The organism is Bacillus pfraonensis, assembly GCF_050768835.1.
Taxonomy (GTDB): domain Bacteria; phylum Bacillota; class Bacilli; order Bacillales; family Bacillaceae_G; genus Bacillus_A; species Bacillus_A pfraonensis.
Genome location: NZ_JAHCDO010000026.1, coordinates 42025 through 55546, shown reverse-complemented (window position 1 = coordinate 55546; position 13522 = coordinate 42025). Strand labels below are relative to the sequence as shown.

Below are 13522 nucleotides of genomic sequence, written 5' to 3'. Positions count from 1 at the left end.
TGCAGGGTTTTTACAAGAAAATTGTAGCTGTTTTACTGCTGAAGAAGAACAAAAGCTGCAAGAACTATTGTTAAAATGGAAGCATCATTTAGTTTAAGTGCGATATATAAGAAAAAGTGTAACACTCTGTTACATTTTTTTTTATATAAATAGTTCACATATGAAATAAATTGACATGTATAAAATTGGAGGTGTAAGGGTAATTTTAAATATTTATTTCATATATGAAATAAAGGGGAGGAATCAAGATGCAAGTAAAATCAACGTTACGTATTTTAGCAATTATCGCTTTTTTTATCGGTTTAGATTCTTTAATTGTTTCACCATTATTGCCTGCGATTTCACTAACAACAGGAATACCTACTGAAAAGGGTGGGCTTTTCATTACAGCGTACGCACTATTCTATGGGATAACAGCTCCATTTTTTGGACCATTATCTGATAAAGTCGGTAGAAAGCAAATGATTGTCACGGGTCTTATCATTTTTTCGGTTGCTACATTTTGCACGGGACTTACGAATCATTTTGGAACCCTCTTATTGTTCCGTGGACTGACTGGTTTATCAGGAGCAATGATAATGCCAAGTGTATTTGCATTAGTAGGAGATAAAGTACCGTACCAGTCACGAGGAAAAGCAATGGGTATGATTATGGGAGCTATGGTTGGATCAACAGTATTAGGTGTCCCTATCGGTGCTTTTTTATCTGAGGTAGGGAACTGGCAATGGACATTTTCTATCATTGGATTACTAGCCGTGCTTGTTACGCTAATTGCAAGTCAAGTGTTAGAAAAAGAGATTCCGAAAAATCAGTTATCAACTTCTGCAACGAGAGCAATGATTCAATCATGCAAAGTCGCATTTACAAATTTCTCTGTTTTCTTTGCGTTATTATCAACGCTTTTATGGACTGTTGGACTACATGGTATGTTCTCATACATAGGTGTGTACTACGATAGGAATTTTGGATTTACAATTGGACAGATTGGAATTGTTATTTTCTTTGCTGGTTTAGGGAGTGTAGTTGGTAATATAGGTGGTGGAAAATTAGCAGATAAAATGGGGAAAAAAGTAGTGGTTTCCATTGCAAGTATCATTACTTCAGTTAGTATAATTACATTTTCACTCTATATTGATAATATAAAAATCGCGATTATGGCACACATGGTTTGGAGTATATTCATTGGATTTGGTCAAGCATCATTAACAGCTTTGATTTCTGAATTAAGTTCAGCAGTAAGAGGGACTGTTATGGCGTTGAATAGTTCTGCAATGTATGTTGGAATGACGATCGCTTCGAGTGTGGCATCGTTTGCTTTGAGTAAAGGGTTTTCATTTGTTACTTTAGGGATTTTTTGCGCATTTGCTAGTTTGCTTGTTTTGCCGATGGTTCATTTTCTTATTAGGGAGAAGGTTGCACCTAAGAAAAATCAGATCGGCATGATGGAAAGAGAATAGGGGGTATGTCTGATAAGTTAAGGAATTAATGGAATTTCAAAAAGAAAAAAGAGTTGATTGTCTCTAGTGAAGGACATCAACTCTTTTTTCTTTCATCGACTCACCTACGTTTATTCACCTATGCGTTCTTCTAATAGAATAAGGAGAGATTGTAGTACGGGAGATATCTATCTAGATTGGAAAAGAATCTACAATGTTTTTTAACTGCTCAATAAAAGCTCGTGTAGCAGCCCGCATATATTTATCTTTTCTATAAATAATCCCGATTTCTATCGTGGGCGTAGGATTCTTGATTTTAATAGCTTGAATAGAGTCACTCTGTAGAAAGTCTATATATGGTTTAGGCAAAACTGTTATTCCCATTCCTTTTGAAACCATGTGAATTAATGATTCCATTGTACTTATCTCTAAAATTGGTTTTGGTGTAAAGTTAAAGTTTTGGCAATGTGAATTAATAAGCTGTGTTAAAAAGAAATTTTTGGGTAGGAGGATAACAGGATATTTCTGTAATACTTCCATCGTCACGGTAGTGTGTTGTGTTAATTCGTGCCCAGTTGGTACTACTAAAGTAAGTTCGTTTTGATAAAGCGGAATAGATATGATTTCTTTATTTTGAACAGGAAGAAATGTAATGCCAATATCTAATTCATTTTGCAATAATTTTTCACGGATTTCGCTAGTACGAAGACCTAATATAGAAAGTTCAATATTAGGATATAACTCATTAAAATTCAAAATGGCTGGTGGTAATAAGTAGTTTACGGTCGTCAATAGGGTGCCAACGGTTAACTTTCCTTGCTGGAGCCCGTTTAAATCTTGAATTGCAGCATGCGCTTGTTCTACTTCGTGAAAGACTTTTTGACTATGTGAAAGTAAAATTCTTCCCGCTTCTGTTAAAGAGATTTTTTTGCCAATTCGATCAAAAAGAGGCATACCAATTTCATATTCAAGTGAACGAATTTGTTGACTTAGTGAAGGTTGCGAAATATTTAATTTTTCAGCTGCTTTTGTAAAATGTAATTCGTTTGAAACAGCTACAAAGTATTCTAACTGTCTTAACTCGATAAGAATCACCTCTAATGATAGGTTTTACCTATCATTATCATACAAATAATTGAATTGAACAATGAATGTTTTGACATTATACTCACATTGATAAGGAATTTGAGATAATAAATCAAAATTTTGAAGAGCTTTGTCAAGAAAGTGAAAGGAGTCGGGAATGATGCTAAAGTCATATAACTTAATGTCTCTTAATATAGGTATGCCAAAAGAAGTGTCATATGGCGGGAAATTAATTCAAACGGGTATGAATAAATCGCAAGTAAGTGAGCCTGTCTTTTTATCATCATTAAAATTTAATGGAGATGGTCAAGCTGATTTAGTCCATCATGGTGGAATTGATAAAGCAGTTTGTGTTTATTCCTATAATCATTATCCGTATTGGGAAAAAGAATTGAATCAAAAGCTTGTATATGGTGCTTTTGGAGAAAATATGACAGTACAAGACATGCTTGAAGAAGATGTTTGTATAGGTGATATATTTCAAATTGGCGAAGCAATAGTACAAGTAAGTCAACCAAGGCAGCCTTGTTTTAAACTAGCAAAAAAGTATGATATACCGCAATTACCACTTTACTTCCAAAACACAGGATATACGGGATTTTATTTTCGTGTTCTAAAAGAGGGGTGGGTATCACCAACAGATTCTCTCACACAGCTTGAGACTAATCATCAAGGTATTTCAATTGCTTTTGCAAACCACATAATGCATAAAGAAAAACGTAACTTTGAGGGAGTACGAAGGATTTTAGGAGTAGAGGCTCTTTCAACAAGTTGGAGAAAAACATTTGAAAAGCGTTTAAAAGGAGAAGAAGTAAATACGAAGGAGAGGTTAGAAGGGATTAGTGAATAACGAAGGCGGAAACTACAACGCTTTTATAAATATTAAGTAGCTCCTATGCATCTACCAGAGCAGATTCGTGCAAAATATATCTGTAGTGGAAAAATTTTGGGGTAAATATCGGTTGTTGAAATGCAGCAGGATAAACAAAGGATGAGCGAATCTACTTAGGTATTTTTTAGGAGGAATGAAAGATGAGAATAGGGTTAATTGGTTTAGGGAAAATGGGGTTGAATTTAGGTCAAAATTTAATGGATAAGAATCATGAAGTAGTGGCGTATGATGTAAATGCAGATGCTGTACAAGAAATAAAAGGATATGGTGCTGTAGGCACATCTAGTCTAGCTGAACTTATTCAATCTCTCGAAACACCAAGAGTTTTATGGATTATGGTGCCACATGCTGTTGTTGATAATGTAATTAATGAAATTACACCGCTTTTAAGTGGGGGAGATATTGTGATTGAAGCGGGTAATTCTTATTATAAGGAATCCATTCGTCGCTATGATGAGCTTAAAAAAGCTGGTGTGCATTTTATGGATGCGGGAACATCTGGTGGGACAGAGGGTGCTCGTCATGGTGCTTGTTATATGGTTGGAGGAGATCCAGAAGCGTGGGGAACTGTAGAAACTGTATTTCGAGATACAGCTGTAGAAAATGGATATTTATATGCAGGAAAAGCGGGAAGTGGTCATTTTTTAAAAATGGTTCATAATGGGATTGAATACGGTATGATGGCTGCTATTGGTGAAGGATTTGAAGTGTTAGAGAAAAGCGAGTTTGATTATGACTATGAAAAAGTAGCAAGAGTATGGAATAATGGTTCAGTTATTCGTTCGTGGCTCATGGATTTAACGGAACGCGCATTTTCAAAGGATGCAAAGTTAGATGACATTAAAGGGATCATGCATTCCTCAGGGGAAGGGAAATGGACAGTTGAAACAGCTCTTGATTTACAAACAGCGACACCTGTTATTGCACTTTCCTTATTAATGCGGTATCGTTCACTAGAAAATGACACATTTACAGGTAAAGTAGTAGCTGCACTACGTAATGAATTCGGCGGCCATGCGGTAGAAAAAAGCGATAAAAAATAAGTTATCATCACAATGTAATCGGAAAATCTTTTCTACATAAAAACAACCTCGTTCTTATAAGGACGAGGTTGTTTATTATTTATTTCTCTATTCGCGGACAAGAATGTAAAAGTGAAGAAGTTAGGAAGGCGATCATGACCTGTAAAACTCCCAATACTCTCAAAGGCCGCTCCTTCAATAATCATATGTAAAGATTAATATGTGTACCTGTACGGACGTCTAATTTGATACGTGACTCGGTAACATGCGCATTTGTTATTCTTGAAAACTGTGGTTGTTTTTTAGGCTTATTTTTGTAAATAGTCATTCCTTCAAATATAGGGACTGTAATATCATATATTTTCATTGTAGCTTTCTCCTGTCAAATGAGAGGTTATCGTTGGCCACCAATGAAAACCATCTTTTTCTAATAAAGCATCAGATTCTTTAGGACCCATTGAGCCGGATTCATAGTTAGGAAAATGTTTAGCTGATTTATTACTCCAAACATTTGAGATTGTATCAACGAATTTCCAAGAAAGGGATACTTCATCCCAATGAGTAAAGTTAGTTGAATCACCACGCATACAATCGTATAGAAGTATTTCATATGCTTCCGGTGTATTCATTTTATCCATACAGTTATTACAATAACTTAATTGTATAGGTGTCGAAGTAGTGCCACTATCAGTTTTTTGTGCATTTAAATGAAGTGTGATACCTTCTTCTGGTTGAATATGAATGACCAATAAATTAGGATGAACTTTTTTTTCCTTATTAAAATATAGATTCATTGGTAAATTTTTGAATTGTATGACAATCTCGGTTGATTTTTCTTGCATACGTTTCCCAGTTCGAATATAGAAAGGAACGCCTGACCATCTGAAATCTTCAATCATTAGCTTACCAGCAACAAATGTTTCCGTATTTGATTCTGAATTTACTGCGTTTTCTTCACGGTAACTAATTACTTTTTGCTCGTCTACGATTCCTGATCCGTATTGTCCCCTTACAAAATCACGTTCTACCGTCTCTTCTGAAAGTGGTTGTAAAGCACGAAGTACTTTCACTTTTTCACTTCGAATTTCATTTGCAGTTAGCTTGATTGGTGGTTCCATTGCAAGGAGTGCTACCATTTGTAACATATGATTTTGAACCATATCACGTAGTGCGCCTGAATCTTCGTAATAGCGGCCGCGCTCTTCTACTCCTAAAGTTTCACTTGAAGTAATTTGGATGTTTGCTATATACTGATTGTTCCAAAGAGGTTCAAAAATCGCATTCGCAAATCGAATAACTTTAATGTTTTGAACCATTTCTTTCCCTAAATAGTGGTCAATACGATAAATTTGATCTTCTGTGAAGGCATGACGAATTTGATCATTTAATGCTTGTGCTGATTCATAATCATGTCCAAATGGTTTTTCAATTACTAAACGAATCCAACCTTCCGTTGAAGTTAGCCCTTCTGATTTTAAATTTGTAGCAATTGTGCCAAAAAAATCAGGAGCCATAGCTAAATAAAACATACGATTTCCTTCAGTAGCATACTTTCCATCTAGAGTGCTTAACAAACTGTTTAGCTCCTGATAAGAAGATAAATTTGTTACATCAAAAGGATGATAATAGAAATGGGAAGCGAATGTATCATGAGTTATATTTTTCTCTTGTAAATTGTGAATAGATTGTTTAACATTCTCACGAAATTCCTCATTAGATAATGGCCTTCTTGCCACACCAACAACGGCAAAATTTTCGGAGATTTTCCCTTGTCGAAAGAGCCTGAAAAGAGAAGGGAATAATTTGCGATTTGCTAAATCGCCTGTCGCACCAAAAATAACGATAATACATTTAGGGGTAGTATAATTTTCCATAGTTAAATAGCCCTCACTTTTTACGAAATTAGCTCTCACTTAGTATGTTGATTATTGAATAATACATGTAAGAGGAATATAAAATAATTTTTATTGGAAGTTGTATTCGCAGTTATCTTGAAAATCTTAACTTATTTTGGTATATTTTGTGAGGGTATGTTGACCTGAAAGAAACTTCTTTCATTTAAACACAATAGAAAACGATTACACTAATAGGAATGAACTTATGGAGGAACAATATGGGGAATCTTATTCTTTCTGAAAACTTTTTTGTGGAAGAACCGAAAAAGGAATTGTTGTTTCAATTATTTGAAGAGGTGTTTCATATTCCTGTTCAAACGTTACAAAATTTTGAATCCAATGGATTTTGGGACAATACATACAAACCTTTTTCCTATTTACAAAAAGGTCAAGTAATAGCAAATGTATCTATGTTTGCGCTACCAATGTTAGTAAATGGAGAGGAAATTCATGCTGCTGGTATTCAATCTGTCATGACACATCCAGAATATCGTAGAAAAGGCTTGATGAAGCAGCTATTTTGTAAAGTATTACAAGAAATAGATACAAAATATGAATGTGCAATATTATTTACAGAGAAGCCGGAATTATACGAGTCATTTGGTTTTCGAGTCGTACAAGAACATCTGATGACATTATCTTATGATAATAAGCAACCTTGTTCATCTTCACTTCGAAAATTAAACTTTCATGTTGAAAAAGATATGCAACTTATAAAAGAAATAATGGAGAACTCTCAACAGCTTTCAATGGAATTTTCCACACTAAACTATCAGTCTTCTTTTTATTTTAATATGTACGATACGAAATGGAATGGAAAACTATACTATTCAGAGAAGTTAGACGCATTGATTGTATATGAAGTGAAAGATAAAGTGCTACATTTATTTGGGGTTTTTGCACAAATTATGCCGATTTTAGATGAAATATGTGCTGAAATAGCTGAATCATTTACAGCGATTGTATTTTACTTTTATCCTGATGAACTAGGGATAGAAGCGGTAACATGTAAAGAGTTTCAACCTGAAACATACTTGATGATTCGCGGTGGTGAAAAGATTAATTTTAAAGGATATAAATTTCCAATTGCAACTGAATTTTAACCCCCAAATCGCCATTAGTAGATTCTTTATGATTGGATTGCAGCAAATAATCATGAGTGAATCATGAATGCTTAAGAAACATATTTTTATGGAGGTCCTATGAAAATATCCTATATACCAAATCATATGAAACAACTAAATATTATAAATGAACCAAAAAATTATGAGATACAAGAAAAAACTTTTCTCGTTCATTCGAAAGAAGAAACCGATTTTTGGTTAAAAACACACTATGGATTCGAGGTAATGAACGGACACGTTTTTTATGAAGAACTGTCTACGGATTTTGTAGCTGAAGTATCATTACGTATGGACCCTAAATCTACATACGACCAAGCCGGACTTTTTGTTATGTTATCGGAGAAATGTTGGTTAAAAACATCTCTTGAATATATTCCTGAAGGACCATCACATTTAGGGGCCGTTGTAACAAATAGTGGATATTCTGATTGGTCGACGCAAAATTTTTCGAATGAGCTTGTCAAACAACAGCTAAATTTTCGAATAATTCGAAAGGAAGGTGACTATACGATTTATGTAAAGACTGAACAAATGGGTGATGAATGGGAACAGATTCGAATTGCTCATCTTATAGAAGATCAGGGGAATTATCCTATAAAAATAGGATTTTACACTTGTAGTCCATCAAAAGGTAATGGTTTTGAAACAGAATTCATTAATTTTACAATTGAACATATATAATTGAGCTTGGCCGCATTCTATTATAAAAGAATGCGTTTTTTTATGATTGCCTAGAAATAAGGAAGATGTATTTTCTATAAAGGTAAGGCGCATTGATTGACGGATGGAAGATTAATATTTATCATTTAATAATGTTAAATATTAATCTTTGGAATATAAATAGTAGTAATGGAAAAGTCCGTATGAATGAATAAAAAGAAGGTGGTATTTGAATTATAAAATGACAATTTCATAAGAAAAGGAGACAATGTATGAAATCATTCCGCAAATTGTTACAGTATTTAAAACCATACATGTTCTTCGCTATTATTGGACCACTGTTTATGGTACTTGAGGTTGCGATGGACTTAATTCAGCCGACGATTATGCAACATATTATTGACGTTGGAATAGCAAATCAAGATTTTCAGTATGTAATTAAAATGGGAATTCTGATGATAGGAGCAGCAGCAATTGGATTAATTGGTGGGCTTGGATGTATGATGTATTCTACGAAAGCGGCTGTTAACTTCGCGACGGATATAAGAAAGGATGTCTTTACAAAAATTGAGACGTTTTCTAGTGAAAACCGGGACTCATTTGGAACTGGAAAGTTATTAACAATTGTCACAAATGATATTACATCCATTCAAGCAGCTATGACGATGACATTGCGTGTTCTTGTTCGTGGCCCCTTATTATTTATAGGTAGTATCATTATTGTTTTTGTAACAGCAAAAGATTTATTTTCTATTTTACTTGTTGTTGTACCTATTCTTTTAGTTGCAATTATTTTCATCGCTGGGAATGCAAGCGGATCATTTAGAAGGGTTCAAGAAGCTTTAGATAAAGTAAATACAAAATTACAAGAAAACCTATCTGGTGTCCGCGTTGTAAAGGCTTATGTAAGACAGAATCATGAAATTTCCCATTTTGAAAAAGTAAATAAAAACTTAACATGCATCAACATTCGTGCGGTACAAATTGTTTCATTAATGATGCCGATCATTATGCTAGTTGTAAATGGTGGTATTGTAGCGACGTTATGGATAGGCGGCGTGAAAGTGTTTAATGGCACATTACAAGTTGGAGCAATTTTAGCGTTTATTAACTATTTAAATATTATATTAATGTCGCTTATGTCAATCAGTATGGTATTTATTCAAATTGCTCGTGCTTTTCCATCTGCTGATCGTGTACAACAAGTACTAGAGACGAAAGTTGATATTGAAAATGAAAAAAATGCGTATCAACCGGAGAAAGTAAATGGAAATATCGAATTTAAGCATGTTAGTTACAGTTACAGCAAAAATAATGAATATGTTTTAAAAGATATTTCATTTACAGTAAGAAAAGGTGAAAAAGTAGGGATTATCGGTCCTACGGGAAGTGGGAAATCTACTTTAGTTAAATTACTTCCACGTTTATATGATGTTGATCAAGGAGCAATTTTTGTTGATGGTGTCAATGTCAAAGAGTACGATTTACCTGTGCTTCGTTCTTCAATCGGATTTGTTCCGCAAAAGGCATTGCTGTTTTCAGGAAGTGTTGAAGAAAATATGAGATATGGTAAAGAAGAAGCAACACAAGGAGAAATAGAATCTGCGTCAGAAGCAGCTTGTGCGACGGAGTTTATTCATAAGTTTGAAAATACATATCAATATAACTTAACACAAGGAGCAACAAACCTTTCTGGTGGACAAAAACAGCGTCTTTCAATCGCGAGAGCACTTGTTCGAAAACCATCTATCCTCGTGCTTGATGATTCTACATCAGCTGTTGATGCAAAGTCAGAAGGGATTATACAAGAAGCATTGAAAGAAGAACATACAGAAATGACAACATTTTTAATCGCCTCAAAAATATCATCTGTTATAGATGCTGATCAAATTCTTGTTTTAGATCACGGTGAATTAGTTGGAAGTGGGACACACGAACATTTAATAGAAACATGCGAAGTGTACCAAGATATATATCTTTCCCAAGGTGGTAGTTTAGATCAAGAAGGAGGGAAAGAACATGCGTAATTTTCAAGGGCAGTTCGGAAATAAAGGTGGACGTAGCAATTCCAAACCAGGAAAACCGAAAGATACAAAAGGAACTGTAATGAGAATTTGGAACTATATGGGGTATCAAAAAGCAGCTCTTATGTTCGTTATTGTTCTTGTATTTGTTACAACATTACTTGGTTTATTAGGACCATATTATATGGGAGTTATTATTGATGAATATATCGTACCAAGAGATTTAAATGGGACAGCAAGAATGTGTATGCTTCTCGTTGGGATTTATGGCATTACGGTATTATTAACGTGGCTGCAAACATTCCTGATGGTTAATGTAGCATTAAAAACGATACAAAAAATACGGCAAGATATTTTTGGGAAAATCCAAACGCTTTCCCTTCGTTTCTTTGATGTTCGTTCACAGGGAGATTTAATGAGTCGCGTTACAAATGATATTGATAGTTTAAATCAAGCGTTAACACAAGGCGTCGTTCAAATCATTTCGTCTGCCTTAACATTTATCGGTGTGACAATCGCAATGTTCGCACTAGATTGGATTTTAGCAATTGTGACACTCATTACGATACCAATTATGTTTTTGGTAACAAAAAAACTGGTTGCATATAGTGGTAAAAATTTTGCGAAGCGTCAAAAAGATCTAGGAGAATTAAATGGTTTTATTGAAGAAGCAATTACAGGTGCAGATGTTATTACGCTATATGGAAAAGAAAAAGAAACAGTAAATAAATTTCATACGATCAATGAACAACTTAGAATTTCTGCTACAAAAGCTGATACATTTTCAGCGTTTATCTTCCCAAGTATGAACTTTATTAATAACTTAGGTATGGGACTTGTTATATTAGCGGGTGCCATTATGGTTTTAAATGGTATGACAACAGTTGGTGTTATCGCAGCATTTATTAATTACTCTCGTCAATTTTCAAGACCACTTAGTCAGTTTGCAACGCTTATGAATACAATTCAAGCTGCAGTTGCTGGGGGAGAGCGAGTTTTTGAAATTATGGATGAGGTACCAGAAATTCAAAATAAAAAAGATGCAATTATTGTTGAGAAGCTAAAAGGAAATGTTTCTTTCGAACGTGTATCATTTGGATATGCGAAAGAAAAAGAAATTTTAAAAGATGTTAACTTACATGCGTATCCAGGAGAAACGATTGCACTTGTTGGACCAACGGGGTCCGGAAAAACAACAGTTATTAATTTGTTAACGCGTTTTTATGATATTCATAAAGGGCAAATTAAGATTGATGGAAAAGATATAAAAGATTACGATATTAGCTCTCTGCGAAGTAAAATAGGAGTCGTCTTGCAAGATACATATCTTTTCGCAGGTACAATTATGGATAATATTCGTTATGGACGGCTAGATGCAAGTAATGAAGAAGTTATTGCGGCAGCAAAGGCAGCATCTGCACATTCATTTATTAAACATTTACCAAAGCAATATGAAACAGAAATTGCTTCGGAAGGGTCAAATTTAAGTCAAGGGCAAAAGCAATTGCTTGCAATTGCACGAGCAATCTTAACAGATGCAGACATTCTAATTCTTGATGAAGCTACATCTAACATTGATACAAGAACAGAACTTCAAATTCAATCTGGATTAAATTATTTGATGAAGGGACGTACAAGTTTTGTGATTGCTCATCGATTAAAAACGATTGAAAAAGCAGACCAAATTCTTGTTATTCAAGATGGAGAAATTATTGAGAGAGGCAATCATGAATCTTTAATTGAAAATCAAGGATTCTATTATGGACTGTATACGAGTCAGTTTAAGATTTAACTATAGATGCTGATGTAATGCGGTTTCTTGTATTTGAGAAACCGCATTTTTTTGTAATTGCAAACATTTTGCAAACATCCATTATCCAAACTTAGCATAAAGGTGATTAATTAATAAAAATTTCATTTTGTAGCAAAGAAGGATGACTATGAAAACATGTAACAATCTAGTTGATAAGTGTCAGGAAATTCGTGATAGAAGATGGACCTCGGAAGCAGTTTATGGGTGGATAAAAATTCTGGATGGGCTCCTGACAGTATCATTAATGCAAGTGATGAAGCACAAAAAAGAGCAGCTAGCAAAAGCTAACAGCTCGACCACAATGAGTACTAGAGATTTATTTGAAAATTAAATTCTAGTTGACTCGGATTCTTTTTGCACCAGAATCTACGTTTCTAACAAATATTGTTTGTACCAGAACCAACTTCCGCTTGTTGTATTTGTAAAACTTTCAAAGTGAGATCCAATACTACTTTTTCACAAATTGTATCAAATTCTTCATTTTTAATAACTATTTATGATTATCAAAAAAGAGCACCTGTTATGGATGCTCTTTTTTGAGTTGTATATATTACATAGTAAATTTAATTCTAAATAAAGTGAAAACTCTATTTGTTTTTACCGCAATTACATCCTTTCTTCTTTACATACCCTTGGCGATATAGATTTTGTGATGATTGGTAATTGGAAGATTGTGAAGATGAAGTGCGGATATCTTTATTGCCAGAATCTTTGTTAGAATTGTACTCTTTATTCATGATACCATCACCTCCAGTTTGATATATAAATATTATATGTGAATACTCTAGTAATCGTTACGATAGTTTAAAGTATATATTAATTGTGATTAAACACTGATATCTGTGTTCGTCTTCATATATTTGCACTAGAACCTTTTGGAGGCTATTTTAAATTATAGTAATCAACTACTACTTTAGAATCATTACGACCACTCCGAAGATAAAACATACATGCCGAAATTCCTTAACGTAGGAAAATCGGCTTTTTATTTGCTATAAAATGTCCTAGCGTTGGTTTTATGTCATTTGGTTGGCGGGACCCCTTTTAGTCTTTAGCATATGTTCCGAAAAAAAGTCCACTTCCTCAAGGAGCGAGAAGGGCGTGGCCCAGCGAGTAGGTGGGGGATGAATTTTCGGTAGGCGGTAGCTTACATGTTTTTTGTACGTGATTTTGATCATATACGATATAATAAATGCGGTAAGGGACGCCGCGAATATAAGGCTTTGGACATGAGCGAGTAGGCTTGTGGATGAATGAGCAATAAAAGAGAAAGTCTTGGCTTTTGAAGCCCCCCCTTCAAACAGACTGTAAGGTCGTTAAGTGGTGGGTAGTTCACTTTCTTCTCTTCATATTCTTTCAGTATCTTATAAAAAGTATTTTTCTTAAGTTCTAGTAGTTCCATAAATTTAGTGCCCGTTATTTCTCTTTTTTTCCACTTTGGATAGGTTTCTGCTATTATCAATAGCTGCTTTTGGCTTAATGTTAAAAGGTTAAATAAAGGACGCCCTAAATGTTTTCCTTGAGTTTTAGCCACCGCAATCCCTTCTGCTTGTCGCTGACTCCCATAATT

10 protein-coding genes and 3 pseudogenes are annotated in these 13522 nt (G+C 34.3%); 8 read left to right on the top strand and 5 right to left on the bottom strand.

Features of this window, described 5'->3' with window-relative positions; all coding sequences use genetic code 11:
• Window positions 1-248: 248 nt before the first annotated feature.
• Window positions 249-1457: an MFS transporter gene (locus tag KFD70_RS22000; protein ID WP_336453866.1), complete on the top strand. Its 1209-nt coding sequence runs from the start codon at window positions 249-251 to the stop codon at window positions 1455-1457.
• Window positions 1458-1628: 171 nt separating this feature from the next.
• On the opposite strand, the gene KFD70_RS21995 is transcribed toward KFD70_RS22000, so the two are convergent.
• Window positions 1629-2531, bottom strand: a complete 903-nt coding sequence (locus KFD70_RS21995) for a LysR family transcriptional regulator (protein WP_336453867.1) — start codon at window positions 2529-2531, stop codon at window positions 1629-1631.
• Between the two features lie 151 nt (window positions 2532-2682).
• Between KFD70_RS21995 and KFD70_RS21990 the strand changes: the two genes are divergently transcribed.
• Both KFD70_RS21990 and gnd read left to right on the top strand, forming a co-directional pair.
• Window positions 2683-3372, top strand: coding sequence for an MOSC domain-containing protein (locus tag KFD70_RS21990; RefSeq protein WP_336453868.1), 690 nt, complete (start codon window positions 2683-2685; stop codon window positions 3370-3372).
• Between the two features lie 182 nt (window positions 3373-3554).
• The gene (gnd, locus tag KFD70_RS21985) at window positions 3555-4457 is read left to right on the top strand and encodes a phosphogluconate dehydrogenase (NAD(+)-dependent, decarboxylating) (RefSeq protein WP_336453869.1); all 903 of its coding nucleotides are present in this window, start codon (window positions 3555-3557) and stop codon (window positions 4455-4457) included.
• A gap of 152 nt (window positions 4458-4609) precedes the next feature.
• On the opposite strand, the pseudogene KFD70_RS21980 reads toward gnd, so the two are convergent.
• Window positions 4610-4803 (bottom strand): annotated as a pseudogene (locus KFD70_RS21980) (cyclase family protein); the annotation flags it as partial.
• Window positions 4790-6310, bottom strand: coding sequence for a glucose-6-phosphate dehydrogenase (gene zwf / locus KFD70_RS21975; protein WP_336453870.1), 1521 nt, complete (start codon window positions 6308-6310; stop codon window positions 4790-4792). The gene zwf and the pseudogene KFD70_RS21980, both read right to left, overlap by 14 nt.
• Before the next feature lie 239 nt (window positions 6311-6549).
• Here zwf and KFD70_RS21970 point away from each other — a divergent pair, with 239 nt between their 5' ends.
• The 5 genes from KFD70_RS21970 (at window position 6550) to KFD70_RS21950 (ending at window position 12283) form a co-directional block, all read left to right on the top strand.
• Window positions 6550-7434 carry a GNAT family N-acetyltransferase gene (locus KFD70_RS21970; RefSeq protein ID WP_336453871.1) on the top strand — a complete coding sequence of 295 codons (885 nt, stop codon included), beginning with the start codon at window positions 6550-6552 and terminating at the stop codon, window positions 7432-7434.
• 99 nt (window positions 7435-7533) lie between these two features.
• On the top strand, window positions 7534-8136 hold the full coding sequence (locus tag KFD70_RS21965; RefSeq protein ID WP_336453872.1) for a DUF1349 domain-containing protein: 603 nt from the start codon (window positions 7534-7536) through the stop codon (window positions 8134-8136).
• A gap of 251 nt (window positions 8137-8387) precedes the next feature.
• Window positions 8388-10142, top strand: a complete 1755-nt coding sequence (locus KFD70_RS21960) for an ABC transporter ATP-binding protein (protein WP_336453873.1) — start codon at window positions 8388-8390, stop codon at window positions 10140-10142.
• Entirely contained in the window at window positions 10135-11931 is a 1797-nt protein-coding gene (locus KFD70_RS21955; protein WP_336453874.1) for an ABC transporter ATP-binding protein, read from the top strand. Before KFD70_RS21960 ends, KFD70_RS21955 begins: the two co-directional genes overlap by 8 nt.
• A 148-nt stretch (window positions 11932-12079) precedes the next feature.
• On the top strand, window positions 12080-12283 hold the full coding sequence (locus tag KFD70_RS21950; protein ID WP_336453875.1) for a hypothetical protein: 204 nt from the start codon (window positions 12080-12082) through the stop codon (window positions 12281-12283).
• Between the two features lie 43 nt (window positions 12284-12326).
• Here KFD70_RS21950 and KFD70_RS21945 read toward each other — a convergent pair.
• Together KFD70_RS21945 and KFD70_RS21940 are read right to left on the bottom strand one after the other, a co-directional pair.
• Window positions 12327-12434: pseudogene (locus KFD70_RS21945) on the bottom strand (CsxC family protein); the annotation flags it as partial.
• Window positions 12435-13285: 851 nt separating this feature from the next.
• Window positions 13286-13510, bottom strand: a pseudogene (locus KFD70_RS21940) (recombinase); the annotation flags it as partial.
• Window positions 13511-13522: the final 12 nt, after the last annotated feature.